Consider the following 25,227-nt stretch of genomic DNA (forward strand, 5'->3'; position numbering starts at 1 on the left):
CACCCATTGCCATCTCTTGCACAGGAGCCGTTGTCTGCGGACAGACGTAGGCAGCCATTGCTATTCCTGAGGTCAGAACGGTCATGACCAGGAAGCAAGCAATTAAGCGGCAAAAAGATGAAAAGGAATGTCGGCGCATTTGACCTATTTATAAAACCTTTTGCAGTTTAGTGCAATTTATTTATATTCCACTGCTGGTGAATTATTTCGACTTGGTACTTGTCGCTTTACATGATTTGTAAGTAGATAATATACGTATGTATTATTCAGGGGCCTGCGTATGATGATTAAGCAACAGTTGCGTCTACCTACCTAAACTGGAGCGCGTTCACTCACTACTTCCGTTTCACAATTTTGAATCAGAAAACAAGCAAGATGTTGCATGCAGAATTTTTCTCCGAAGTTAGAGTAAGTAATTTACACATTACGGCACGCTCAAATATGATTTTAAAGAAATTCGTGCCAGCCCTCACGGTGCAGCAATGAGCGATACCGAAAAGAGATCGGCAAAAGATGAACTCCGAACAGATCTCGAATTAATTCAGATTGTCGGCCAAGTTGCTCGGATCGGCGGCTGGTCACTTTCCTTGCCGTCCCGAGATTTGTACTGGTCTCCTGAAGTCCGAGCCATTCATGAAGTGCCTCCGGACTACCAGCCTGCTCTCCAAAGTAGTATTGAATTCTATCCGCCTGCATACCAAAACCAAGTTGAAAAATGCGTTGAGGATTGCATCAAAAGCGGTACGCGGTTTGATTTTTCGGTGCCTATCATTACGGCCAAGGGAAGATCAATTTGGGTGCGGGCTATTGGTGAATGTAGACGAAATGAAAATGGAGAAGTTTCTAGACTTGAAGGTGCGTTTCAGGAAATCACAGATGAGTACGAGAAAAATCGTCGCCGCATAGAGAGTGAAGCAACGTTGTCAGCAGTATTTAGTCAATCGTATATGTTTCAGGGATTATTGAATCTCGAAGGCGTGCTAGTTGAGGTCAACGATATCGCAGTTTTTGGTTGCGGCTTTACTCGAGAACAAGTACTAGGGAAGAAATTCTGGGAATGTGGGTGGTGGAATCTAGATATCGAGATTGCGAAAAAAATAGAACAGATAGTGATTCGTGCGCTTCAAGGTGAAAATATCGTTGAAGAAATGGATTACTTTACGGGTAGTGGCGAGCGAAGATTAACTGAATTTTCTGCAGTACCAATTCGTAATTCAGAAGGCAGCATCATGCGAATACTTGCAAGCGGTATTGATGTTACCGCTCGCAAGAACACAGAGCTGGCCTTAAAGCAAAGTCAAGAGCGTTCCAGCTCGATTGCACGAGCAACCAACGACACGATCTGGGACTGGGATCTTCAGACTAACGCAATTTGGTGGAATGATGGCATCGAACGGCTCTTCGGTTTTTCACGAAGCGAAATCGAACCAACCATTGTTTCCTGGATCAGCCGAATTCATCCGGAGGATATTTCTTCCATCGAAGACAGCATCACAAAATTTATTAGTGAGGGTGCAACTGACGAAATCTGGTGTGGCGAATATCGTTTCTCCAAACACGATGGTAGTTATGCCAACGTATACGACCGAGGCTTTGTTCTACGCGATTCTAGCGGCAAAGGTATACGGATGGTTGGAGGGATGGTCGATGTTACGCCGCAAAGAATGGCAGAGGCCGAAACCCGTCGTTTGAACCGTGCGCTAAAAATGCTCAGTGCTTGCAGCGAAAAGTTGATTCGCACAACAAAGGAGCAAACACTTTTAGAAGAAATTTGCAAACTGTGTGCAGAGGTTGGAGACTATGATATGGCGTGGGTCGGCTATGCACAGGATGATGAGGAAAAATCCATTCTACCTGTGGCTCATTATGGTGATATGACTCACATTAGCCGTATAAAATTATCCTGGTCTGCCGAAAAACCAAATGGGCAAGGCCCCGGTGGACGTACTGTGCGCTTAGGCAAGGCAATTGCTGTTAGTGACGTTCGGGAAGATCCGACGTTTGAATTATGGCGCAATAGTATCGTAGCGGTCGGTTTCCTAAGTGCCGTTTTTTTGCCATTGATCAGTCAGGGAAAGGTATTCGGTTTGCTCGGCTTGTATGCAAGCGAGCCGCACAACATCAGCGATGACGAGATGAATATGCTGCAAGAAATGGCAGATAATCTCGCTTTTGGCGTCATGAATATTCGTGTTCGCCAAGAACAACAGCGACTTCAAACGGCTATTTTGAAGATTGCTACCAGTGTTTCAGCGCCCAGCGATACGACATTCTTTCATCAACTGGCCATCAGCATGACGGAAGCTCTTGATGCGCCCATTGGAGTAATCGCTGCGCTGAGCAAAGGTTCTTTTTCAACTGCACGTTCAATCGCACTAGTCATCGACGGCGAAATTGTAGAGAATCAGTCGTTTACGTTTCAATCCACGCCCTGCGAAGCTTCACTAACGCAAGATTGCAAATTGATATCCAGTGATCTAGCAACACTATATCCAAGCGCAACTCAATTTATAGCGATGGGAGCACAAGCCTACGTAGGAATCCCACTCCTTAGTAGCGGCGGAAATCTGTTGGGCCTGATGTTCGTACTTTACAGAGCAGCGTTGTCGGACGCTGAACTCATTGTTTCAACTCTTAAAATATTTGCCGCACGTGCATCAACGGAACTTGAAAGGTTAGAAGCAGATTCTCAGTTGCGTGAGCAGGCGTCCTTACTCGATAAGGCACATGATGCGATTCTTGTGCGTGATTTGGATCACCGTATTCTTTTCTGGAACAAGGGAGCGGAGCGGCTTTATGGTTGGACCGCAGCGGAAGCAGTCGGACAATTTGTGAATCGTCTACTTTATTTAGATGCCAGCTCATTCGATGTCGCAACTCGGAATGTGTTTGAGCAGGATGAATGGAATGGTGAGTTAAAGCATATAGACAGGGAAGGAAAAGAAATTTTTATTGAAGGTCATTGGACTTTGGTGCGGGATGATGAAGGCAAGCCAAAATCCATTTTAGCGATTAACACTGATATCACCCAGCGTAAAGAATCTGAGCGAGAAATTTACTCTTTGGCTTTTTATGACAGCCTTACGGGCTTGCCGAATAGACAGCTTTTGGTCAATCGCCTGCACCAAATTATGCTGGCCGGATCAAGAAGAGAAAATAACTGCGCCATATTTTTTATTGACCTTGATAATTTCAAGGCCATTAATGATACCCAAGGTCATGATGTGGGTGACCAGCTATTGAAGCAAGTTGCAGAACGACTCAGGGGATGTGTGCGAGAGAGTGATACGGTCTCGCGCATTGGTGGCGACGAGTTTGTGGTGGTCTTAAGTGATTTTTCTAATTATTCAGACGATGCTGCCAGACAGGCACAGTCTGTTGCGGACAATATTCTAAGTGCATTTAGTGAGCCTTTCGATCTGCAGGGCTATCTCCATTTAACTACTCCAAGTATCGGTGCCACTCTATTCAAAGACAACTCGATCACTGTTGATGAGTTGCTCAAACGCGCTGATCTAGCGATGTACGAAGCTAAAGCTGCGGGGCGAAACATTATTCGCTTTTATGATCCTGAAATGCAGGCGGCTGTGTCAAGGCGCGTCAAGATCGAAAAAGAACTACGTAGGGCATTGGAGCGTTCAGAATTTGTATTGCACTATCAACCCCAAGTAAATTTATCTACAGGAAAGGTGATTGGAGTAGAGGCTTTGATCCGTTGGCAGCACCCTGAGTTAGGGATGGTTCCTCCGAACTCTTTTATTCCTGTAGCCGAGGAAGTCGGATTGATCGTACCTATGGGTGAATGGGTACTTCGTACTGCTTGCGTCCAAATGAAAGCTTGGCATGATATGGGACTGGGTCAATTACGGATCGCAGTTAATCTATCTGCACGCCAGTTCTCTCATGGATGTATTGTGGAAATGGTTCGCAACACTCTGCAACAAAGCGGTCTTGAAGCTCAATATCTTGATCTGGAACTTACCGAAAGTTTGGTCATGACAGATGTAGAGAGCGCAATCGGAATTTTAGAAGAACTTAGTGGATTAGGCATACAACTTTCCATTGATGATTTTGGAACGGGTTATTCCAGTCTTGCTTATCTGAAGCGCTTTCCCATCGACGTACTTAAGATTGATCGCTCGTTTATTAAAAACATCCCGGAAAATGCTAACGAAGCCACTATCGCGCTTGCCATTATTTCGATGGCACACAGTCTTGGCATGAGAGTGCTGGCAGAGGGTGTAGAAACAGAGGCACAATGTGAATTCTTGGCAAAGAATAAGTGCGATGAAATACAAGGTTTCTTGTTTTCAAAGCCGCTGCCTTCTGAAGAATTAGAGGCCTTGATATTACTAGAATCACAGAAGTGATATCTCCAAATTATCGGCCTCTCATTGTTTGACGAAAGCTGATCAAACCGTACGACCCGAAAATCAGCCATCGCGCGCAGATTGATGCGCGTGTTTTTAAAGGTTTTCGTCGATGGTTGCTGATTTTCTACGTCGGTCTTTAACCTGGCTGAAAACTTGATGCGTGTAAGTGATTGTCTCTGTCTAGGTGGAGACTAACTTAAGATGAATATTCCTAGCGTCTTTGCCGCCACTTTGTGGATGGGCACTGGTTGCCTAAAATCTAAGTCTTCCGCATAACGATGGCGGTATCAGGCGCGGTCAGGATCAAAGCCAGACGGTCGCCGAGCAGTTGCCATGCTTCCCGTTTTTCCGTTGCGTAGTCATAGGTCTGGTACGTCCTGCGCAGTTTGTTCGGTTCGACGTGGTTTAGGCAACGCTCGATAACATCTGGCACTACTCCCAAGCTTTGCATCATGGTCGCGCCGGTTCTGCGAAGGTCATGAGGAACCCAATCCCCAGCAGATAAAATAAGCGCATTGGCTTTCTTGCTGCGGTTCGACATTGGCTTGCCACCTAGTGGTTTTTGACGGTCACGTATCTGCTTTGTAGTGGACTTTATGCAAACGTATGTTTCGTCGTCCTCACGCGGAAAACACCACGCACTTTTACCAGATAGTTGCTTCAATTTTTGGAAGTAGGGCAGGGCGAACGAGGACAGGTAGATGGTATGCGCCATCTTGTTTTTGGCGTTCTCTTTCGGGATTGTCCATATGCCGGCATCAAGATCGATATGTTCCCACCGAGCCTTGGTGACCTCGCCAATGCGACAGCAGGAGGACAGCATGATCCACATGCAAATTTCCGTGCGCTTCAGCAGGCTAGCATCTGGCAGCTTGGCGGCCAGTTCCTTGATTTCGTCAGCAGATAGCGTACGAGTGCGCTCGGCCCCGTCGTAGTCTTCAGACGTGATGCGCTTTGCTTCAAGGTGTTCCACCGGATTATCGTCGATGAGTTTTTTCCATGGCCTACGCTTCTCTGCCCATCGAAACATCTGCTTTAGGTCAGACAGCAGCATAACGGCCATGCGGTTGGAGCCGCGATTGACTACGCCTTCAAGGATGCTGCGTATATCCTTTTCTGTGAGCGATTTAAGTGCCTTGGTACCTATTTTTGGCAATACGTCACGGGCAAACAAACGCCGCAGCTCAGCGCCTTTGTCTTTGCGGTCAGTGGTGATAATCCATTCGTCAAAAAGGTCTTGAGTGGTTAGATTTTCCGCTTCCAGTTGCAGCTTGATCGCCGCCACTGCAGCTTCCCTTTCTTGCTTTTCTCTGGCAAGTCGGACAATCTCGTTTTGTACAAACTCTTTTGGATCTGTACTATTTTTTCGCCAGTCGTTCAATTCGACAGCAATGCGCCGTGCAGTCGCAAGCGTTAGTCGCGCATTGGCTTCTAGTTTATATAGTGTCGTTTCAAATTCCGGCAAGCTGGCGTCGTAATCACCCAGTGCCATATAAACGGATTTAGTACCTACCTTGTAGGTGTACATCCAGACACGCGAAACGCTCCCCGATTGACCCTTGCGAAACCGAAGTGATAACCCGTTGCCGTCCGATTTCGTTTCGTCGCTTTTGGTCGGACGGTACTTTTCAATCGCCGTAGTGGTTAGTTTTTGCGTGGCCATTTGCTGCCTTTATTATTATCTAACCGGAATATTGGTAAGAAATTGGTAAGAAGTTTTACATGGATTGTGCTGTACGTCAATAGACGAGTTTGGACAAAAAATAATGTAACTAATTGAATATTAAAGTAAAAATTATTTATATTTGGATTGTATTGGATGTTAAAAAACATCTTATTTCTTACCTACGAACCAAGGGGTAGTGGGTTCGATTCCTGCCAGCCGCACCAAAACAAGCAGTAAATTAACGGGTTAGCGCCACAAGCGCTAACCCGTTTTTCTTTGTCGAATGCTTTTAGTTAGGTGGCTTTATTTTTGTTGGCTGGTTAATAATCAAGCTGGTCCTCTGTAATCTGATGCGACAAGTCAAAAAACAAGCAAAAATCAGGAAGATATGCTGCGAACGAATATCAGTTAGCTGCAAAATCAATATCTGCTGAACGTGGTTCTGCAAATCGATCTATAATTCATTCATCCCAGTAATTATTCAGGCTGCTCTCTGCTCAAATAATTTGCTTTTGCGCAGTGTTGTCCTCATTACCTCTGATGAAATCGCGTCTTCTCGTTAATGTTTGGCTTGCCTTTGCCCTGCTGTTTGCGCAGCAGTTGGCGTTCGCCGATACGTTAACGAACATCAAGCGCGCGCAGGTTGATTATCAGTGCATGTATGATGATGGCGCTTGTTTCGATGGCGGTGCAGTTTCGCATTTGGTCTTCGACGATTTCGATAATGGTCTGACCACATCCTTCTCCTTACTGGAATTACCTAATCTTGCAATTGAACAGCCTCAAGCTTCGTTCACGCAATTTTTCTCTGCTGTTTCCCCGTATTACTTCTCTCGCGCCCCACCTCTCCTGTAGCAGGCATATGGTGAACGATGCGTGCGCTTGCGCGCATTGATTAGCCTCGCAGGTCAACGTCATCACAAAAACACGATGCACAACGAGTCAATATTCGTTGGATGATTTTGACCACGTCTGGTTAGTCCTACTGTTGCCTGCAGTCACAAATCACATTCGAAACAGATCGGCATGTCCATGACATTGCCTCGATCGTTTCCACGTTTTATGACTTCTTGAGAGGTAGTTAGAAATGAATAACAATCAAACAAGCGCATCGAATATTTCGAACGCAAAAGGTTACAAAAATCGGTGGGTGCAGCTCATCATCGGCATTATCTGTATGGGCCTGGTCGCCAACTTGCAATATGGCTGGACTCTGTTCGTTACGCCTATGGACAATGCGCACCACTGGGGTAAAGCGGCAATTCAACTCGCGTTTTCTATCTTTATCGTGACAGAAACCTGGTTGGTTCCTATCGAGGGCTACCTGGTTGATAAATTCGGCCCACGTCCGGTTGTCGCTGGCGGTGCCATCTGCGCTGGTCTCGGCTGGGTTCTGAACAGCTATGCAACGTCCTTGCCTATGCTGTACACCGCAGCTGTTATCTCGGGTATCGGCGCAGGTTGCGTCTACGGTACTTGCGTTGGTAATGCGTTGAAATGGTTCCCGGATCGTCGTGGTCTGGCTGCCGGCTTGACTGCTGCAGGCTTCGGCGCAGGCGCTGCGATCACCGTGATTCCAATCGCGAACATGATCAAAGAAGCAGGTTACGAACATACCTTCTTCACCTTCGGCATTATTCAAGGCGTAGCGATCTTCATTGCTGCTTTGCTGCTGGTTAAGCCAGTTGTTCCTAAAGGTGTGGTTGTTGCAAGAAATCTCGCAACTAAAGTTGATTACACGACCAAGCAAATGTTGAAAACCCCAGTATTCTGGGTTCTCTACGTGATGTTTGTTCTGGTGTCTTCGGGAGGTTTGATGGCAACGGCTCAACTCGGTCCGATCGCCAATGATTTCGGTATTGCTGCCTTGCCTATGACATTGTTCGGCGCAACCTTGCCACTGTTGACGATGACGCTGTCGATCGACAACGTTGCCAATGGCTTGACCCGTCCTTTGTGCGGTTTTGTTTCAGATAAAATCGGTCGCGAAAACACGATGTTCATCGTTTTCATCGGTGAAGGTTTAGCCTTGTTGGGCTTGATGCAGTTTGGTCATAACCCATATGCATTCATGGTATTTGCCGCCATGGTGTTCCTGTGCTGGGGCGAAATTTTCTCGATTTTCCCAGCAATCTGCGCAGATACCTTCGGTGGTAAATTTGCTGCGGGTAACTCGGGCACGTTGTACACCGCTAAAGGTACTTCTGCTTTGCTGGTTCCGTTTGCATCAGTCCTGGCGGCTGGCGGTAACTGGAATCGCGTGTTCATCGTTGCTGCGATTGTCACTGTGGGCGCAGGTTTGTCAGCCAAGTTCATCCTTGCCCCAATGCGCAAACGCATGATCGAAGACGGTGCAACTAAAGCTGCGGCAATGGAAGCGGGTAACCAACGCGTTGCAGCTTAATAAGATTGGGTTTTGCCCATGAAGTCTCCTGATCTTTCAGGAGACTCAATTTCTGCGAAGTGAGTTACCCCATACGAATGGGATAATCGAAAGGGTTGATGCCACAAGCATCAACCCTTTTTCTGTATGCGCGATGATTTACCAGCCGCCGAAGCCGAATTTTCCGTCACGATCAAAACGCAGGTCCGGCCCGTTTTCCATCTTGTTCACGATGCCATTGTTGTTGAAATGAACATGCATCACCGAATTCCAGACGCCGTTTTCCTTGTAGGGATAAGTCCATACTTCCAGTTGCAGGCGTGGCAAATAAGACGTTTCCGAAGGGTGGCCTATGGCGCGCACGACCTCGGTTTTGGTTGATATGCCTGGCTTAATGGTGGCGAATTTCTCCGTTGTCAGGACTTGCTCGTACGAAATCAGTCGGCCGTCATTGCTGAAGCGCGCCATATCTATGGCTTGCCCCCAGGGATTGCGGGAATATTCCAGCAGATAGCCGTTATTATCAGGAATACGCGCGGTTGGTCGTCCCAGTTTGGCGACAACCGATGCTTCTGGCTCGCCGACGTTGATTGGCGGCGGCATGAGTGAAGCACAGGCACTCAGCATGAGGAGCAATCCCCCTAATAATGCTGTTTGACTATATTTCATGCTGTTTTCCTCAAATAAATGCGCTAAGTGTTTGAATCGTCTCGGTCTTTCCGCTATACTCCGGGACTGGTCAATTTGACCTGTTTTATTAATCGTTGTTCACGGTGTGTGGGGTGAAGACTCTATGCATCGCATGTGAAAGGTAAGTCTCATGTCTCTCGAAAAAGCAAGCAAAGCCGCTATCGTCGCCGATAACGCACGTGGCCAAAATGATACCGGTTCACCGGAAGTGCAAGTCGCTCTGTTGACAGCACGTATCAACGAACTCAACGGTCATTTCAAAGCACACTCGAAGGATCACCATTCCCGTCGCGGTTTGATCATGATGGTCAACCGTCGCAAGAGCCTGTTGTCTTACCTCAAAAGTAAAGACGCGACTCGTTATCGTGATCTGATTGTAAAGCTCGGTCTGCGCAAGTAATTCATTGCGTTATTTTATCCGGCTTGCATAGAAAAATGCCTGCGTCAGTTTTCTGATGCGGGCATTTTGCCTTTTGGTAGTTTGCAGTCTCGTATTTTAGTAATGCATTGCACAGTAATTTTGAGTTGAGTAATAAAGCGAACCATCATCTTGATGGAACGTTTGTGGTGAGGTGAGCGACAGCGCCTGAAAATCTGTCGGTAAAATTAGAAAGGAACACCCGTGTTTAATAAAGTCACTAAAACTTTCCAGTATGGTCAACATACGGTCACGCTTGAAACCGGCGAAATCGCCCGTCAAGCTTCCGGTGCCGTACTCGTCTCGATCGAAGATACGGTCGTACTCGCAACGGTTGTCGCTCGCAAAGATGCAAAACCAGGTCAGGATTTCTTTCCATTGACCGTTGATTATGTAGAAAAAACCTACGCTGCCGGTCGCATCCCAGGCGGTTTCTTCAAACGTGAAGGTCGCCCTTCCGAAAAAGAAACACTGACATCGCGTCTGATCGATCGTCCGATTCGTCCGTTGTTCCCAGAAGGTTATTTGAACGAAGTGCAGATCATCATTCACGTGATGTCGGTCAATCCTGAGATTGATCCGGACATCGCTGCAATGATCGGTGCATCGGCTGCCTTGTCGGTTTCCGGCATTCCATTCGCAGGCCCGCTGGGTGCTGCTCGCGTCGGTTATATCGATGGTCAATACATATTGAACCCGACTTCGTCGCAACTGAAAACATCGCAAATGGATCTGGTCGTTGCCGGTACCGAAACAGCCGTGTTGATGGTTGAGTCTGAAGCACAACAATTGTCCGAAGAAGTCATGCTCGGCGCGGTTGTTTACGGTCACGATCAAATGAAAGCAGTCATCGATGCGATTCACGACTTGGTGCGTGATGGCGGCAAGCCAGAAGTGCAATGGGCGCCTCCAGCAAAGAACGAAGCATTGATCGCACGCGTAGCGCACTTTGCAGAAGCAAAATTGCGCGCTGCTTACCAAACCAAAGACAAGCAGGCACGTACTGCCAAGTTGAAAGATGCGTTTGCAGAAGTCAATGTTGAACTCACTGCGGAAGCTGTTTCGGTCGGTGGCGTTGCACCTGATTCTGCTGAAGTCGGCAACATCCTGTTCGATCTGGAAGCAAAAATCGTTCGTTCGCAGATTCTCGAAGGCGAACCACGTATCGATGGTCGCGACACACGTACCGTGCGTCCAATAACGATCCGTACCGGCGTCTTGCCACGCACTCACGGTTCGGCATTGTTCACTCGTGGTGAAACACAAGCCTTGGTTATCGCAACCTTGGGTACTGCACGCGACGAACAAAAGATCGATGCATTGATGGGCGAATACTCGGATCGCTTCATGCTGCACTACAACATGCCTCCGTTCGCTACTGGTGAAACCGGTCGTGTCGGTACGCCTAAACGTCGCGAAATCGGTCACGGCCGTTTGGCTAAACGTGCTCTGGTTGCTGCATTGCCAGCGCCTGAAGATTTCAGCTACTCGGTACGCCTGGTTTCGGAAATCACAGAATCCAACGGTTCGTCATCAATGGCTTCAGTTTGCGGCGGCTGCCTGGCATTGATCGATGCTGGCGTTCCTATGCAAGGGCACGTGGCTGGTATCGCTATGGGCTTGATCAAGGACGGCGGTAAGTTTGCAGTCTTGAGCGATATCCTCGGTGACGAAGATCATCTCGGCGACATGGACTTTAAAGTGGCTGGTACCGCAAACGGTATTACCGCTTTGCAAATGGATATCAAAATTCAGGGCATCACCAAAGAAATCATGCAGGTCGCTTTGGCGCAAGCTAAAGAAGGCCGTATCCATATCCTCGGCGAAATGGAAAAGGCTGTTCCTAGCGGCACAACTGGTGAATTGTCTGATTTCGCACCACGCCTGATCACCATCAAGATCAATCCGGAAAAAATCCGTGACGTGATCGGCAAAGGCGGCGCAGTCATTCGCGCATTGACCGAAGAAACCGGTACCCAAATCGACATCAGCGATGAAGGCGTGGTCACCATCGCTTCCGTCGACGCAGCTGCCGGCCAGGAAGCAAAACGTCGCATCGAAGAACTGACAGCTTCAGTTGAAGTTGGCAAGGTCTACGAAGGCACGGTTCTGAAATTGCTGGATTTCGGCGCGATTGTTCAAGTCATGCCAGGCAAAGATGGTTTGTTGCACATCAGTCAAATCGCTAACGAACGCGTCAATGCAGTTGCTGATTACTTGAAAGAAGGTCAACAAGTTCGCGTTAAAGTTCTGGAAACAGACGACCGCGGCCGTTTGAAGTTGTCGATGAAAGCTGCAGTATCAGAAGAAAGCCCTGAAGCGGCAGCGCAAGAGTAAGCACTCTGAATCAGGCTTGCCTGAATTTAGTAATAAAAACCGCTCATTGCGCAGGCATTGAGCGGTTTTTTATTGACCTCGGTCAAGCATCTAGTTTGACCGTGTTCGTCGCAAAGAGCTAGAATAGCGGGTTATTAGAATCCTGGGTTTCATATGCGCCGCAAACTCGTCGCAGGCAACTGGAAAATGAATGGCAGTATTGCTGCCAATGCTCTTTTGCTAGCGGAAATTAAAGCCGAGTTTGGCAATGCTGCATGTGATGCTGCAGTATGCGTTCCGGCACCTTATCTTGCACAATGCCAAGCCTTGTTATCGGATAGTGCGATTGCACTTGGTGCGCAAGATTTGTCGATACATGAAGCGGGTGCTTATACCGGCGAAGTGTCGGCAACCATGTTGCTGGAATTTGCTTGTCGCTATGTGATTGTCGGTCACTCGGAACGTCGCGCTTATTTCGGCGAAACTGATGAGCTGGTGGCACAAAAAACAGCGCGGGCCTTACGTGCAGGACTTGTTCCTATCGTCTGTGTTGGTGAAACATTGGCGCAGCGCGAAGCAGGGCAGACAGATGCAATCGTAGGTCAGCAAATCGATGCGGTGTTGTCATTGATTGCAGAAAATGACCTGGCGAAAATAGTGGTGGCATACGAGCCGGTTTGGGCAATTGGAACCGGCAAGACTGCAACGCCAGAAATGGCACAGGAAGTCCATGCCATGTTGCGCAAGCGCTTATCTGCAAAGAATACGCAAGCTGCAACGGAAGTGAAGATTTTGTACGGCGGTAGCATGAAGCCCGAGAATGCGAAAGAGTTGCTCGCCATGCCGGATATCGATGGTGGCTTGATAGGCGGAGCAGCATTGAAAGCAGCGGATTTTCTTTCGATTATCTGCGCAGCGTAAGTGCTAAAAAAGTATTAAGAAGCGCTAAGCTTTATTACGAATTACCTAAGACTGGAAATTGAAATGAATAGTTTGCATACCATCATCGTCGTTGTTCAAGTGCTGTCCGCATTGACTATCATCGGCCTCGTATTGCTGCAACATGGCAAGGGTGCCGATATGGGCGCGTCCTTCGGTTCGGGTGCATCCGGCAGTTTGTTCGGTGCGACTGGATCGTCGAACTTCCTGTCGAAGTTCACGGGTGTTGCAGCAGCTATTTTCTTTGCTGCGACTTTGGGTCTGGCATTTATCAGCAACAAGCCTGCAGAAACCAGTGCCGGCGTGATGGAAAACTTGCCTGTGTCGGCGGTTCCTGGTGCTGAAGCAACTGCGCCGGCAGCATCAACTGCGACGCCTGCAACAGTACCTGCGACACCTGCATCGTCGAGTGGAACTGGCCAATCAAATCAGATTCCGAAGTAAGTACGTGTAATTACGTATGAATGTGCGTATAAGAGCTGTTTTCTTCTTGTTCTTATGCAATTGCGCATTGAATAAATGTTTCAAAGCAGGTTAAAATATTGGTCTTGGCCGACGTGGTGAAATTGGTAGACACGCTATCTTGAGGGGGTAGTGGCGAAAGCTGTGCGAGTTCGAGTCTCGCCGTCGGCACCAAACAAATTAAGGCCAGCTAGGAATGCCTAAGCTGGCTTTTTATCGGAAATTGAAGTTTGAAATTTATCGATAAGCGCATCGTATTTAGTATTTGATTCAACGTATTTTTGCCAGCCAATTAATCGTTCAACTTAAGCCAGCTAATCGTGAACCTCGAAAATTACTTCCCCGTTTTACTCTTTATTCTGGTCGGTATCGGTGTCGGTGTCGCACCGCAGATATTGGGTCGCATTCTCGGTCCGCATAATCCGGACGATCAAAAACTTTCCCCGTACGAGTGTGGTTTCGAGGCATTTGAAGATGCGCGCATGAAGTTCGATGTGCGTTACTATCTCGTCGCCATTTTGTTCATTCTGTTTGACCTTGAGGTGGCGTTTCTTGTCCCTTGGGCGGCGGCAATGCGCGAAGTAGGGATGCTTGGATTTTGGGCAATGATGATTTTCCTTGGAGTGCTGACCATCGGTCTGGTGTTCGAATGGAAAAAAGGCGCGCTGGATTGGGAGTAAGTCATGGCAATTGAAGGCGTATTGAATGAAGGCTTCGTTACGACGACAGCCGATAAACTGATCAACTGGACGCGTACCGGTTCGATGTGGCCGATGACCTTTGGTCTCGCATGCTGTGCAGTAGAAATGATGCACGCAGGTGCTTCGCGTTACGATCTGGATCGCTTTGGTGTGGTTTTCCGTCCGTCGCCGCGTCAGTCTGATGTGATGATTGTTGCTGGTACTTTGTGCAACAAGATGGCGCCGGCTTTGCGTAAAGTCTACGATCAAATGGCAGAGCCTCGTTGGGTAATCTCGATGGGTTCGTGTGCCAATGGTGGTGGTTACTACCATTACTCTTACTCTGTTGTGCGCGGTTGTGATCGCATTGTTCCGGTCGATGTCTATGTTCCGGGTTGTCCTCCAACCGCTGAAGCATTGTTGTACGGGATCATGCAGTTGCAAAACAAGATCCGTCGTACCAACACGATCGCTCGCTAAGAGACTGAATAGTTAATATGACGATCAAACTTGAACTCCTCGAAGCTGCTCTGCGCAACGCGCTGGGCGAACAGCTTCAAAGTCTGTCGCTGGCATTAGGCGAAGCTACCATTGTTGTGAAGTCGCATGACTACCTGTCCGCAATGCGTGTCTTGCGTGATCATGCTGATTTGCGTTTTGAAGAATTGATTGATTTGTGCGGCGTCGATTACTCGACGTATGGCGATGGTGTGTGGGAAGGTCCGCGCTTCGCTGTCGTTTCGCACTTGTTGTCGATCAAGCATAACTGGCGTGTGCGTGTGCGTGTATTCGCGCCGGACGATGAAATGCCTGTCGTTGCATCGATGATCGATATCTGGCCTACAGCTAACTGGTATGAGCGTGAAGCGTTCGACTTCTTCGGCATCCTGTTCGAAGGTCATAACGATTTGCGTCGCATTTTGACCGACTATGGTTTTATCGGTCATCCATTCCGCAAGGATTTCCCAGTCTCCGGTTACGTTGAAATGCGTTACGACCCTGAGCAAAAACGGGTGATTTACCAGCCCGTCACGATCGATCCGCGCGAAATCGTTCCGCGCGTGATCCGTGAAGAACAATACGGGATGAAATAATGGCTGAGATCAAGAACTACACCCTTAACTTCGGTCCACAGCATCCTGCGGCGCATGGTGTGTTGCGCCTGGTTCTGGAGCTGGACGGCGAAGTGATTCAACGTGCCGATCCGCATATTGGATTGTTGCACCGCGCTACTGAAAAACTCGCTGAGCAAAAAACGTATCTGCAATCTGTTCCTTACATGGATCGTCTCGACTACGTGTCGATGATGTGTAACGAACATGCATATGTCATGTCGATTGAGAAGATGCTCAATATCGAAGTGCCTTTGCGTGCGCAGTACATCCGCGTCATGTTCGATGAAATCACCCGTATCCTGAATCACCTGATGTGGCTCGGCGCGCATGCGCTCGACGTTGGTGCGATGGGCGTGTTCCTGTATGCGTTCCGCGAACGTGAAGATTTAATGGATTGCTACGAGGCGGTTTCTGGCGCGCGTATGCATGCTGCTTATTATCGTCCGGGTGGCGTTTATCGCGATCTGCCGGATGCTATGCCGCAGCACAAGGCGTCGATCATCCGCAATGCAAAAGCCATCAGCCAATTGAATGAAAACCGTCAAGGCTCCTTGCTTGATTTCATTGAAGACTTTACCAATCGTTTCCCGACTTATGTCGATGAATACGAAACCTTGTTGACCGATAACCGTATCTGGAAACAACGTTTGGTTGGTATCGGTGTGGTCTCGCCTGAGCGCGCGATGGCGATGGGCTTTACCGGTGCAATGTTGCGTGGTTCAGGCGTCGAATGGGATTTGCGCAAGAAACAACCGTACGAAGTGTACGACCTGATGGATTTTGATATTCCGGTTGGTACCAATGGCGATTGCTACGATCGTTATCTGGTGCGCGTCGAAGAGATGCGTCAGTCGAATCGCATCATCAAGCAGTGCGTTGAATGGCTGCGTAATAATCCGGGTCCTGTGATGACGAACAACCACAAGGTTGCGCCGCCGTCACGCGTGGGCATGAAGTCGAACATGGAAGATTTGATTCATCATTTCAAACTCTTCACTGAAGGTTTCCACGTGCCGGCAGGTGAGGCGTATGCTGCGGTCGAACATCCGAAGGGTGAGTTCGGTGTCTATCTGATTTCCGATGGCGCGAACAAACCTTACCGTATGAAGATTCGTGCACCGGGCTTCCCGCACTTGCAAGGTTTGGACGAGATGGCCAAGGGCCACATGATTGCCGATGCAGTAACCATCATCGGTACGCAAGATATTGTGTTTGGTGAAATTGACCGCTAATCGCGGCTCAATAATTGAGGCATAGACATGCTGTTATCAGAACAAACGTATAAAAGAATCGACCGCGAGGTCGCCAAGTTCCCTGCAGATCAAAAGCAGTCTGCGGTCATGGCCGCACTGCAAATTGCTCAGGATGAAACCCGTTGGCTGCCGCCTGAAGTCATGCAAGATGTTGCTGACTATCTGGGAATGCCGGCGATCGCCGTGCAAGAGGTTGCGACCTTCTACAATATGTACAACACCAAACCGGTCGGCAAGTTCAAGATTTCGGTATGTACAAATCTCCCGTGCCAATTGTCCGGTGGTGAGAAGGCTGCGCATTACCTGAAGCACAAGCTTGGTATCGATTATCGTGAAACGACGACAGATGATTTATTCACGCTGGTTGAAGGTGAATGCATGGGCGCTTGTGGTGATGCGCCTGTCATGCTGGTCAATAACAAACGCATGTGCAGCTTTATGTCGGATGACAAAATCGACGCACTGGTAGAGGAATTGAAGAAATGACCAGTCTGCATAATCGTCATATCAAACCATTGATTTTGGCCGGCCTCACCGGTGATAACTGGGGCCTGGAAGAGTACGTCAAGCGCGGTGGGTATGCATCTCTGAAGCGTATCTTGAGCGAAGGCATGACGTCTGAGCAGGTGATTGCTGAAGTCAAGGCATCGACGCTGCGCGGCCGTGGTGGTGCAGGTTTCCCTAGCGGCTTGAAGTGGAGCTTCATGCCCAAGAATTACGCAGGCCAAAAGTATCTGGTTTGTAATTCCGATGAAGGCGAACCAGGCACATTCAAGGATCGGGATATCCTTCGCTACAATCCGCACGCAGTGATTGAGGGTATGACTATCGCTGCTTATGCAATGGGCGTCAGCGTAGGCTACAACTATATTCATGGCGAAATTTTCGCTGAGTATGATCGCTTTGAAGAAGCGCTTGAGCAGGCACGCGCTGCAGGTTTCCTCGGTGATCGTATTCTGGGTACTGACTACAGCTTCCAGTTGCACGCATTCCATGGTTTTGGCGCTTACATCTGCGGCGAAGAAACCGCTTTGCTGGAATCGCTCGAAGGAAAAAAAGGTCAGCCGCGCTTCAAGCCGCCTTTCCCTGCGAGCTATGGCCTGTACGGCAAGCCAACCACGATCAATAATACCGAGACCTTTGCTGCGGTGCCTTTCATTTTCCAAGTGGGCGCTGAAGCGTATGCAGCACTTGGTAAGCCTAACAACGGCGGCACTAAAATCTTTTCGGTGTCTGGCGACGTAGAGCGTCCTGGCAATTACGAAATTCCGTTGGGTACTCCATTTGCAGAGTTGTTGAAACTGGCCGGTGGTGTGCGCGGCGGTAAAAAACTTAAAGCAGTTATTCCTGGCGGTTCGTCAGTGCCAGTCGTCAAGGGTGATCTGATGATGGCGACTGACATGGACTACGATTCGGTCGCCAAGGCAGGTTCGATGCTGGGTTCTGGTGCCGTCATCGTGATGGATGAAACACGTTGCATGGTCAAGGCGCTCTTGCGATTGTCCTACTTCTATTTTGAAGAATCCTGCGGTCAGTGCACACCGTGCCGTGAAGGTACTGGTTGGTTGTATCGCATGGTGCATCGTATCGAGAATGGTCAAGGCCGCCCTGAGGATCTGGACATGCTGAACTCGATCGCCGACAACATTCAGGGTCGCACAATTTGCGCACTCGGTGATGCAGCTGCGATGCCGGTACGCGCAATGATTCAGCAGTTCCGTGAAGAGTTTGAATATCACATTGAGCATAAACATTGCTTGGTGCCCGCTTACATTTAGCCGATCACTTGGTTAGCGTAATAAACCTAGTGAGAACACTGAAGTCAACAAAAGCAAAGCCATGGTTGAAATCGAAATAGACGGTAAAAAAGTTGAAGTGCAAGAGGGCAGCATGGTAATGGATGCTGCCAATAAACTCGGCACCTACATCCCGCACTTCTGCTACCACAAAAAATTGTCCATCGCGGCGAACTGCCGTATGTGCCTGGTCGAGGTTGAAAAAGCACCGAAGCCATTGCCAGCCTGCGCGACACCAGTTGCACAAGGCATGATCGTTCGCTCGAATAGCGAAAAAGCGGTCAAGGCGCAAAAAGGCGTGATGGAATTCCTGTTGATTAACCATCCGCTTGATTGCCCGATTTGCGATCAAGGTGGTGAGTGCCAATTGCAGGATCTGGCAGTCGGTTATGGTGATTCTTCTTCGCGTTACGAAGAAGAAAAACGCGTCGTTGCACCGAAAGATGTCGGTCCGCTGATCTCGATGCAAGAGATGAGCCGCTGCATTCATTGCACGCGTTGCGTACGTTTCGGCCAGGAAGTTGCCGGCGTGATGGAATTCGGCATGCTGGGTCGTGGTGAGCACGCAGAAATCACATCGTTTGTCGGTAAAACTGTTGACTCCGAATTGTCGGGCAACATGATCGACCTGTGCCCGGTTGGCGCACTGACATCGAAACCTTTCCGTTACAGCGCTCGTACCTGGGAATTGTCGCGTCGCAAATCAGTCAGTCCACATGACAGTCTGGGTGCAAACCTGACCGTTCAAGTGAAAGCCGGCAAAGTCATGCGCGTGCTGCCATTGGAAAACGACGACGTCAACGAATGCTGGATCTCGGATAAAGATCGTTTCGCTTACGAAGGTTTGAACAGCGAAGATCGTTTGACGACTCCAATGATCAAGCAAGACGGCAAATGGCAAGAAACCGATTGGCAAACTGCGCTGGAATACGTTGCGCACGGTTTGCGTAACATCAAGCATGAACACGGTGCTGATGCGATCGCTGCAGTAGCGACGCCAAGCTCGACACTGGAAGAATTGAATCTGTTGCAAAAACTCGTGCGCGGCATGGGTTCAAACAACGTCGATTTCCGTCTGCGTCAAGCTGATGCAGCATTGGACGCATCGATCACGCCTTGGTTGGGCATGTCGATCAATGAATTCGCTGCGTTGAAACGCGCATTCGTGATCGGTTCCTTCCTGCGTAAAGATCATCCATTGCTGGCTGCGCGTCTGCGTCAAGCTGTCAAGCAAGGTGCAAGCGTCAGCATCTTGCACGCAACAGACGACGATCTGTTGATGCCGGTGGCGAACAAGATGATCAAGGCACCATCCGACTGGTTGGCAGCATTGTCTGAAGTCGTGGCAGCAGTTGCGCAAGCTAAAGGCATTGCTGCTCCAACGGGCTTTGACAATATTCAAGCATCTGCAGAAGCCAAACAAGTCGCGGCTAGCCTGTTGTCCGGCGAACCAAAAGCAGTCTTGCTCGGCAACGCAATCTTGCAACATCCGCAAGCAGCGCAATTGCACGCTGCAGCACAATGGATCGCACAAAACACCGATGCAAAATTTGGTTTCCTGACCGAAGCAGCAAACAGTGTTGGTGGTTATCTGGCAGGCGCAAACGGTGTTGCTGCTGCGCAGATTTTTGCGCAACCACGCAAAGCATTCTTGCTGTTGAACGCAGAACCAGAATTGGATGCTTACAATCCGCAAGCGGCACGTCGTGCTCTGGATCAGGCTGAAATGGTTGTTGCCATGTCGCCATACAAACACGGTATGGATTTCGCCGATGTCTTGTTGCCGATTGCTCCGTTCTCGGAAACTTCCGGCACCTTCGTCAATTGCGAAGGGCGTGCACAAAGCTTCAACGGTACCGTCAAGCCATTGGGTGATACACGTCCGGCATGGAAAGTCCTGCGCGTATTGGGCAACCTGGCTGGTCTGTCAGGTTTTGAATACGAAACATCGGAAGCGATTCGCAACGAAATCCTGGGCAGCAACGCTCCAGCCGACGCGAATCTGACTGCACGTTTGAACAACATCAGCAAAGTAGCGCCGCAAGCAGCAGTTGCAGTGCCTTCCTTGTCCCTGGAACGTGTGGCAGATGTATCGATTTATTCAACCGATGCGATCGTTCGTCGTGCTCCTGCATTGCAGGAAACCAGCGATGCAGCTGCACCTAAAGCGTGGTTGTCGGCTGATCTGGCTGCCAAGCTGGGTGTTGCTGCGGGCGATCAAGTCAAAGTAAAACAAGGCGAGGGTAGTGCAGTGCTGGTCGCAGCGATTGCTTCTAACTTGCCAGTGAATGTGGTGCGCGTTGCTGCCGGTCGTCAAGAGACAGCTGGCTTGGGCGCGATGTTTGGTTCTATCAGCGTGGAGAAAGCGTAATGGATCAATTGTTGGCATCCATCCACGCAACGGGTCACTCGTTCCTCGGCTATTACTGGCCGCTGGTGTGGAATCTGGTAAAAATTATTGCAGTTGTCGCGCCATTGATGGGTGCAGTCGCTTATTTGACTTTGTGGGAACGTAAAGTCATCGGCTGGATGCACGTTCGTCATGGCCCCAACCGTACCGGTCCTGCAGGTTTGCTGCAACCGATCGCTGACGGCGTCAAACTCTTGTTGAAAGAGATCGTTGTCCCGGCAAAATCAAGCAAGGCTTTGTTTCTGATTGCTCCTGTCATGACCATCATGCCGGCCTTGGCCGCATGGGCTGTGATTCCATTCGGACCTGATGCTGCATTGGCTAACGTCAATGCCGGCCTGCTGTTCGTCATGGCAATTACTTCGCTGGAAGTCTATGGTGTGATCGTGGCAGGTTGGGCATCCAACTCCAAGTATGCGTTTCTCGGTGCGATGCGTGCTTCGGCACAAATGATTTCGTATGAAATTGCGATGGGCTTCGTGCTGGTCATCATTTTGATGGTGTCGGGCAGCTTGAACTTGTCTGAAATCGTGGCGCAGCAAACTACGGGGAATGGCGCCAACATGGGCTTGACTTTCCTGTCGTGGAATTGGTTGCCTCTGTTGCCGATGTTCGTCATCTATATCATCTCCGGTACGGCTGAATTGAATCGCCACCCGTTTGACGTGGTTGAGGGCGAATCGGAGATCGTTGCCGGTCACATGGTTGAATATTCGGGTATGTCATTCGCGATGTTCTTCCTGGCTGAATACGCCAACATGTGGCTGATTTCGATCATGGCAACGTTGATGTTCCTGGGCGGCTGGTCGTCACCTATCGATATGGCTCCGTTCACATGGGTTCCAGGCTGGATCTGGCTCGGTGCGAAGACATGGTTCGTTGTGACTCTGTTCATCTGGTTCCGTGCATCGTTCCCACGCTATCGCTACGATCAAATCATGCGCCTGGGTTGGAAAGTATTCATTCCATTGACTTTGGTTTATCTGTTGATCGTCGCGATCTGGATGAAAACCTCGTGGAATATCTGGAATTAATGCAGCAAGGCTGAGCAAAGAGGGAAGCCAAGATGGAAGCAATTAAGGATTTTTTCGGTAGTTTGATGTTGCGTGAACTGCTCAAGGGTATGGCCTTGACAGGACGCTACATGTTTGCGCGCAAGATTACCGTGCAGTTCCCGGAAGAGAAGACGCCGCAGTCTCCACGTTTCCGTGGTTTGCACGCATTGCGTCGCTACCCGAACGGTGAAGAACGTTGCATCGCCTGCAAACTGTGTGAAGCAGTCTGCCCGGCAATGGCAATCACGATCGAATCGGAGCAACGTGACGACGGCAGCCGTCGTACTACACGTTACGACATCGATTTGACCAAATGCATTTTCTGCGGTTTCTGCGAAGAATCCTGCCCGGTCGATTCGATTGTCGAAACACACATTTTCGAATACCACGGTGAAAAACGCGGCGATTTGTACTACACGAAAGAAATGTTGCTGGCCGTTGGTGATCGCTACGAATCTGAAATTGCAGCTGCACGTACCGCCGACGCGGCCTATCGTTGATTTAATAGTATTGGCAGTTGCTTAACGCACTGACTTTTTGCTGACTTTTTGCTGATTTTTTGACTGCTTATGGAATTTACAACTGTATTGTTTTACGTGTTCTCAGCGATTCTTGTATTCGCTGCCATACGTGTCATCACTGATTCCAATCCGGTTCATGCGGCATTGTTTCTTGTGTTGTCATTCTGTACCGCAGCCGCGCTGTGGATGTTGCTCAAGGCTGAGTTCCTCTCCATCGTACTGGTGCTGGTGTATGTCGGCGCGGTGATGGTGCTGTTCCTGTTCGTTGTGATGATGGTCGACATCAAACTAAGCAAGGTACGTGAAGGTTTCTGGGGTTACCTGCCTTTGGCCGCAACGATCGGTGTGGTGATCGTGCTGGAAATGGCAGCCGTTCTGTTCCGCGGTTTCTGGAAGTCGCATACACAAGTGCCGGAAGGCGCTGCAATGATCGGAAACACCAAGGAATTGGGCAAACTGATCTACACCGAATATCTGTATGCATTTGAAATTGCTGCGTTAATCCTGCTGGTCGGCATGGTTGCAGCAGTTGCATTGACTATGCGCAAACGCAAGGACAGCAAGTATTTCTCTCCTGGCGATGCAGTCAAAGTCAAATCGGGCGATCGTTTGCGCATCGTGAAGATGAAGGCTGTTTCGACTCGCGACGATCAAACACCAGCTGCTCCTGCAGCAGAACAAAAATAAGGGGAGTGTTGTGGAGTTATCGCTCGTACATTACCTGATTCTCGGCGCGATCCTGTTCGCGATCTCGATAGTCGGTATTTTTCTGAATCGTAAAAACATCATCATCTTGCTGATGGCGATCGAATTGATGCTGTTGGCTGTGAATATGAATTTTGTCGCGTTCTCCTATTTCCTGGGTGACGCAGCAGGCCAAATTTTTGTTTTCTTCATCTTGACGGTAGCCGCTGCTGAAGCTGCAATTGGTCTTGCCATTCTGGTTTCCATGTTCCGTGCACTGGATACCATCAATGCCGAAGATCTTGACAGCCTCAAAGGCTAATTCCGAACAATAACGATAAGGTTCACTCATGGCGGGGCAACTTAACCCTAACCTCTTGCTGATCGTACCGCTGGCACCACTTGCCGGCTCCATGATTGCAGGTCTGTTTGGTACAAAATTTTTCGGTAACATCATTGGTCGCAAGACGTCGCATACTGTGACGATACTTGGCGTGCTGATCGCTTTCATCCTGTCGCTGCACACGATGTCGCTGGTGCTCGATGGCGCTACCTTCAACGATAATCTGTATACATGGATGACCGTTGCCGGCATCAAGCTGGAGGTCGGCTTCCTGGTCGACAGCCTGACAGCCATGATGATGTGCGTAGTGACATTCGTGTCGCTGATGGTGCACATCTACACTATCGGCTACATGGAAGAAGACGAAGGCTATAACCGCTTCTTCTCGTACATCTCGCTGTTCACGTTTGCGATGTTGATGCTCGTCATGAGTAACAACTTCCTGCAACTGTTCTTCGGTTGGGAAGCAGTGGGCCTGGTTTCGTATCTGCTGATCGGCTTCTGGTACACCAAACCGACCGCGATTTTCGCGAACATGAAAGCCTTCCTGGTCAACCGCGTGGGTGACTTCGGTTTCATTCTCGGTATTGGCTTGTTGCTGGCTTACGCTGGTTCGATGGACTACGCAGAAGTCTTCGCGAAGAAAGAACAACTCGCTACCTTGACCTTGCCTGGTACCGACTGGATGTTGCTGACCGTTGCCTGTATCTGCCTGTTCATCGGCGCGATGGGTAAATCGGCTCAGTTCCCGCTGCACGTATGGCTGCCTGATTCGATGGAAGGTCCTACCCCGATTTCCGCACTGATTCACGCAGCGACTATGGTTACCGCAGGTATCTTCATGGTGGCACGTATGTCACCACTGTTTGAACTGTCGGATACGGCCTTGTCTTTCATCCTGATCATCGGTTCGATCACTGCGTTGTTCATGGGCTTCTTGGGCATCATTCAGAACGATATCAAGCGCGTGGTTGCGTACTCGACTTTGTCGCAGCTTGGTTACATGACGGTTGCATTGGGTGCATCGGCGTACTCGGTTGCCGTGTTCCATCTGATGACACATGCATTCTTTAAAGCTTTGTTGTTCCTTGGTGCCGGTTCGGTCATCATTGGTATGCATCACGATCAAGACATCCGCAACATGGGTGGTTTGCGTAAATACATGCCGATAACATGGATCACATCCTTGCTGGGTTCGCTGGCACTGATTGGTACGCCACTGTTCTCCGGCTTTTATTCAAAAGACAGCATCATTGAAGCAGTGCATGCGACGCATATTACCGGCGCAGGCTTTGCCAATTTTGCAGTGCTGGCGGGTGTATTCGTGACGGCGTTCTACTCCTTCCGCATGTACTTCCTGGTATTCCATGGTGAAGAACGTTTCGGCAAGGCGCATGCACATCACGATGATCACGCACATGCTGCTACTGCTGCGCATGATGATCATGCACACGCCGGGCATCATGTCGAACAGGAAGACGAGCATGATGAACACCACGGTTTGGCTCCAGGTCAAAAACCGCACGAGTCGCCATGGGTAGTGACCTTGCCGCTGATTCTGTTGGCGATTCCTTCGGTCATCATCGGTTACTTTGCGATCGAACCTATGTTGCACGGCAGCTTCTTCAACGGCGTCATTGCGGTTGGTGAATCGCACGGCGCAATGGAAAGCCTGCATGAAGAATTCCACGGTGCGATGGCGATGGCGATCCACGGTTTGATGACCATGCCTTTCTGGTTGGCTCTGGCTGGTGTGGCAAGTGCGTATTACTGCTACATGATCAATCCACGTGTACCTGCATGGTTCTTCAAGCATTTCCACGCATTGCATACTCTGCTGGACAACAAGTACTACATGGACAAGTTCAACGACTTTTTCTGGGCAGGTGGCGCACGTTTGCTGGGCGGCGGTTTGTCAAAAGTTGGCGACAAGACACTGATCGATGGATTGATTGTGAACGGTAGTGCAAAGGTTGTCGGATGGTTCTCAGGCATCGTTCGTACCTTGCAGACCGGTTACATTTATCACTACGCATTTGTCATGATTCTCGGCGTGCTGGGTTTCCTGATTTATTTCTTGCCGTTCCCATCGTTCGCCCAATAAGTTAGCGAAGTAAAGCAAA

21 protein-coding genes and 1 tRNA gene are annotated in these 25,227 nt (G+C 49.3%); 20 read left to right on the forward strand and 2 right to left on the reverse strand.

Features of this window, described 5'->3' with window-relative positions:
• Nucleotides 1–482: 482 nt before the first annotated feature.
• The gene (locus Hfont_RS10995) at nucleotides 483–4,370 is read left to right on the forward strand and encodes an EAL domain-containing protein (protein WP_112992471.1); all 3,888 of its coding nucleotides are present in this window, start codon (nucleotides 483–485) and stop codon (nucleotides 4,368–4,370) included.
• Between the two features lie 262 nt (nucleotides 4,371–4,632).
• Here the strand turns inward: Hfont_RS10995 and Hfont_RS11000 are convergent, their stop codons facing one another.
• Entirely contained in the window at nucleotides 4,633–6,036 is a 1,404-nt protein-coding gene (locus Hfont_RS11000; protein ID WP_112992472.1) for a tyrosine-type recombinase/integrase, read from the reverse strand.
• A 543-nt stretch (nucleotides 6,037–6,579) separates the two neighbouring features.
• Here Hfont_RS11000 and Hfont_RS11005 point away from each other — a divergent pair.
• Nucleotides 6,580–6,894: a hypothetical protein gene (locus tag Hfont_RS11005; protein ID WP_112992473.1), complete on the forward strand. Its 315-nt coding sequence runs from the start codon at nucleotides 6,580–6,582 to the stop codon at nucleotides 6,892–6,894.
• Between the two features lie 232 nt (nucleotides 6,895–7,126).
• Entirely contained in the window at nucleotides 7,127–8,443 is a 1,317-nt protein-coding gene (gene oxlT / locus Hfont_RS11010) for an oxalate/formate MFS antiporter (protein WP_112992474.1), read from the forward strand.
• A gap of 138 nt (nucleotides 8,444–8,581) precedes the next feature.
• On the opposite strand, the gene bamE is transcribed toward oxlT, so the two are convergent.
• On the reverse strand, nucleotides 8,582–9,049 hold the full coding sequence (gene bamE, locus Hfont_RS11015) for an outer membrane protein assembly factor BamE domain-containing protein (protein ID WP_241523089.1): 468 nt from the start codon (nucleotides 9,047–9,049) through the stop codon (nucleotides 8,582–8,584).
• A gap of 193 nt (nucleotides 9,050–9,242) precedes the next feature.
• Here bamE and rpsO point away from each other — a divergent pair, with 193 nt between their 5' ends.
• The 17 genes from rpsO (at nucleotide 9,243) to nuoL (ending at nucleotide 25,208) form a co-directional block, all read left to right on the forward strand.
• On the forward strand, nucleotides 9,243–9,512 hold the full coding sequence (rpsO, locus tag Hfont_RS11020) for a 30S ribosomal protein S15 (RefSeq protein WP_112992476.1): 270 nt from the start codon (nucleotides 9,243–9,245) through the stop codon (nucleotides 9,510–9,512).
• 222 nt (nucleotides 9,513–9,734) lie between these two features.
• On the forward strand, nucleotides 9,735–11,867 hold the full coding sequence (gene pnp, locus Hfont_RS11025) for a polyribonucleotide nucleotidyltransferase (protein WP_112992477.1): 2,133 nt from the start codon (nucleotides 9,735–9,737) through the stop codon (nucleotides 11,865–11,867).
• 153 nt (nucleotides 11,868–12,020) lie between these two features.
• Nucleotides 12,021–12,767 (forward strand): triose-phosphate isomerase, encoded by a 747-nt coding sequence (gene tpiA / locus Hfont_RS11030; protein WP_112992478.1) that lies wholly within the window; start codon nucleotides 12,021–12,023, stop codon nucleotides 12,765–12,767.
• A 63-nt stretch (nucleotides 12,768–12,830) separates the two neighbouring features.
• The gene (gene secG, locus Hfont_RS11035; RefSeq protein ID WP_112992479.1) at nucleotides 12,831–13,229 is read left to right on the forward strand and encodes a preprotein translocase subunit SecG; all 399 of its coding nucleotides are present in this window, start codon (nucleotides 12,831–12,833) and stop codon (nucleotides 13,227–13,229) included.
• Nucleotides 13,230–13,336: 107 nt separating this feature from the next.
• Nucleotides 13,337–13,421 (forward strand) — tRNA-Leu (locus tag Hfont_RS11040).
• Between the two features lie 146 nt (nucleotides 13,422–13,567).
• Nucleotides 13,568–13,927 carry an NADH-quinone oxidoreductase subunit A gene (locus tag Hfont_RS11045; protein ID WP_112992480.1) on the forward strand — a complete coding sequence of 120 codons (360 nt, stop codon included), beginning with the start codon at nucleotides 13,568–13,570 and terminating at the stop codon, nucleotides 13,925–13,927.
• Between the two features lie 3 nt (nucleotides 13,928–13,930).
• Complete coding sequence (locus tag Hfont_RS11050; RefSeq protein WP_012079319.1) at nucleotides 13,931–14,407, forward strand: NuoB/complex I 20 kDa subunit family protein; 477 nt, start codon at nucleotides 13,931–13,933, stop codon at nucleotides 14,405–14,407.
• 17 nt (nucleotides 14,408–14,424) lie between these two features.
• Nucleotides 14,425–15,021, forward strand: coding sequence for an NADH-quinone oxidoreductase subunit C (locus Hfont_RS11055; protein WP_112992481.1), 597 nt, complete (start codon nucleotides 14,425–14,427; stop codon nucleotides 15,019–15,021).
• Nucleotides 15,021–16,274 carry an NADH-quinone oxidoreductase subunit D gene (locus Hfont_RS11060; protein ID WP_112992482.1) on the forward strand — a complete coding sequence of 418 codons (1,254 nt, stop codon included), beginning with the start codon at nucleotides 15,021–15,023 and terminating at the stop codon, nucleotides 16,272–16,274. Before Hfont_RS11055 ends, Hfont_RS11060 begins: the two co-directional genes overlap by 1 nt.
• Before the next feature lie 27 nt (nucleotides 16,275–16,301).
• Nucleotides 16,302–16,781, forward strand: coding sequence for an NADH-quinone oxidoreductase subunit NuoE (gene nuoE / locus Hfont_RS11065; protein ID WP_112992483.1), 480 nt, complete (start codon nucleotides 16,302–16,304; stop codon nucleotides 16,779–16,781).
• Nucleotides 16,778–18,073 carry an NADH-quinone oxidoreductase subunit NuoF gene (nuoF, locus tag Hfont_RS11070; protein WP_112992484.1) on the forward strand — a complete coding sequence of 432 codons (1,296 nt, stop codon included), beginning with the start codon at nucleotides 16,778–16,780 and terminating at the stop codon, nucleotides 18,071–18,073. The genes nuoE and nuoF overlap by 4 nt, the downstream gene beginning before the upstream one ends.
• 61 nt (nucleotides 18,074–18,134) lie before the next feature.
• Nucleotides 18,135–20,462 carry an NADH-quinone oxidoreductase subunit NuoG gene (gene nuoG / locus Hfont_RS11075; protein WP_112992485.1) on the forward strand — a complete coding sequence of 776 codons (2,328 nt, stop codon included), beginning with the start codon at nucleotides 18,135–18,137 and terminating at the stop codon, nucleotides 20,460–20,462.
• Nucleotides 20,462–21,535 (forward strand): NADH-quinone oxidoreductase subunit NuoH, encoded by a 1,074-nt coding sequence (nuoH, locus tag Hfont_RS11080; RefSeq protein WP_112992486.1) that lies wholly within the window; start codon nucleotides 20,462–20,464, stop codon nucleotides 21,533–21,535. The genes nuoG and nuoH overlap by 1 nt, the downstream gene beginning before the upstream one ends.
• Before the next feature lie 32 nt (nucleotides 21,536–21,567).
• Nucleotides 21,568–22,056 (forward strand): NADH-quinone oxidoreductase subunit NuoI, encoded by a 489-nt coding sequence (nuoI, locus tag Hfont_RS11085; protein WP_112992487.1) that lies wholly within the window; start codon nucleotides 21,568–21,570, stop codon nucleotides 22,054–22,056.
• Between the two features lie 69 nt (nucleotides 22,057–22,125).
• The gene (locus Hfont_RS11090; protein ID WP_112992488.1) at nucleotides 22,126–22,764 is read left to right on the forward strand and encodes an NADH-quinone oxidoreductase subunit J; all 639 of its coding nucleotides are present in this window, start codon (nucleotides 22,126–22,128) and stop codon (nucleotides 22,762–22,764) included.
• Between the two features lie 10 nt (nucleotides 22,765–22,774).
• The gene (gene nuoK, locus Hfont_RS11095) at nucleotides 22,775–23,083 is read left to right on the forward strand and encodes an NADH-quinone oxidoreductase subunit NuoK (RefSeq protein ID WP_112992489.1); all 309 of its coding nucleotides are present in this window, start codon (nucleotides 22,775–22,777) and stop codon (nucleotides 23,081–23,083) included.
• A 28-nt stretch (nucleotides 23,084–23,111) separates the two neighbouring features.
• Nucleotides 23,112–25,208, forward strand: coding sequence for an NADH-quinone oxidoreductase subunit L (gene nuoL, locus Hfont_RS11100; RefSeq protein WP_112992490.1), 2,097 nt, complete (start codon nucleotides 23,112–23,114; stop codon nucleotides 25,206–25,208).
• Nucleotides 25,209–25,227 lie beyond the last annotated feature (19 nt).

This window comes from Herminiimonas fonticola (assembly GCF_003293745.1).
GTDB lineage: Bacteria > Pseudomonadota > Gammaproteobacteria > Burkholderiales > Burkholderiaceae_D > Oxalicibacterium > Oxalicibacterium fonticola.

What these genes read in the sequence shown, in the direction of transcription:
- Hfont_RS10995 (WP_112992471.1), top strand. Translation starts at nt 483, where the DNA reads ATGAGCGATACCGAAAAGAGATCGGCAAAAGATGAACTCCGAACAGAT.
- Hfont_RS11000 (WP_112992472.1), bottom strand. Translation starts at nt 6,036, where the DNA reads ATGGCCACGCAAAAACTAACCACTACGGCGATTGAAAAGTACCGTCCG.
- Hfont_RS11005 (WP_112992473.1), top strand. Translation starts at nt 6,580, where the DNA reads ATGAAATCGCGTCTTCTCGTTAATGTTTGGCTTGCCTTTGCCCTGCTG.
- oxlT (WP_112992474.1), top strand. Translation starts at nt 7,127, where the DNA reads ATGAATAACAATCAAACAAGCGCATCGAATATTTCGAACGCAAAAGGT.
- bamE (WP_241523089.1), bottom strand. Translation starts at nt 9,049, where the DNA reads ATGCTGAGTGCCTGTGCTTCACTCATGCCGCCGCCAATCAACGTCGGC.
- rpsO (WP_112992476.1), top strand. Translation starts at nt 9,243, where the DNA reads ATGTCTCTCGAAAAAGCAAGCAAAGCCGCTATCGTCGCCGATAACGCA.
- tpiA (WP_112992478.1), top strand. Translation starts at nt 12,021, where the DNA reads ATGCGCCGCAAACTCGTCGCAGGCAACTGGAAAATGAATGGCAGTATT.
- secG (WP_112992479.1), top strand. Translation starts at nt 12,831, where the DNA reads ATGAATAGTTTGCATACCATCATCGTCGTTGTTCAAGTGCTGTCCGCA.
- Hfont_RS11050 (WP_012079319.1), top strand. Translation starts at nt 13,931, where the DNA reads ATGGCAATTGAAGGCGTATTGAATGAAGGCTTCGTTACGACGACAGCC.
- Hfont_RS11055 (WP_112992481.1), top strand. Translation starts at nt 14,425, where the DNA reads ATGACGATCAAACTTGAACTCCTCGAAGCTGCTCTGCGCAACGCGCTG.
- Hfont_RS11060 (WP_112992482.1), top strand. Translation starts at nt 15,021, where the DNA reads ATGGCTGAGATCAAGAACTACACCCTTAACTTCGGTCCACAGCATCCT.
- nuoE (WP_112992483.1), top strand. Translation starts at nt 16,302, where the DNA reads ATGCTGTTATCAGAACAAACGTATAAAAGAATCGACCGCGAGGTCGCC.
- nuoF (WP_112992484.1), top strand. Translation starts at nt 16,778, where the DNA reads ATGACCAGTCTGCATAATCGTCATATCAAACCATTGATTTTGGCCGGC.
- nuoG (WP_112992485.1), top strand. Translation starts at nt 18,135, where the DNA reads ATGGTTGAAATCGAAATAGACGGTAAAAAAGTTGAAGTGCAAGAGGGC.
- nuoH (WP_112992486.1), top strand. Translation starts at nt 20,462, where the DNA reads ATGGATCAATTGTTGGCATCCATCCACGCAACGGGTCACTCGTTCCTC.
- nuoI (WP_112992487.1), top strand. Translation starts at nt 21,568, where the DNA reads ATGGAAGCAATTAAGGATTTTTTCGGTAGTTTGATGTTGCGTGAACTG.
- Hfont_RS11090 (WP_112992488.1), top strand. Translation starts at nt 22,126, where the DNA reads ATGGAATTTACAACTGTATTGTTTTACGTGTTCTCAGCGATTCTTGTA.
- nuoL (WP_112992490.1), top strand. Translation starts at nt 23,112, where the DNA reads ATGGCGGGGCAACTTAACCCTAACCTCTTGCTGATCGTACCGCTGGCA.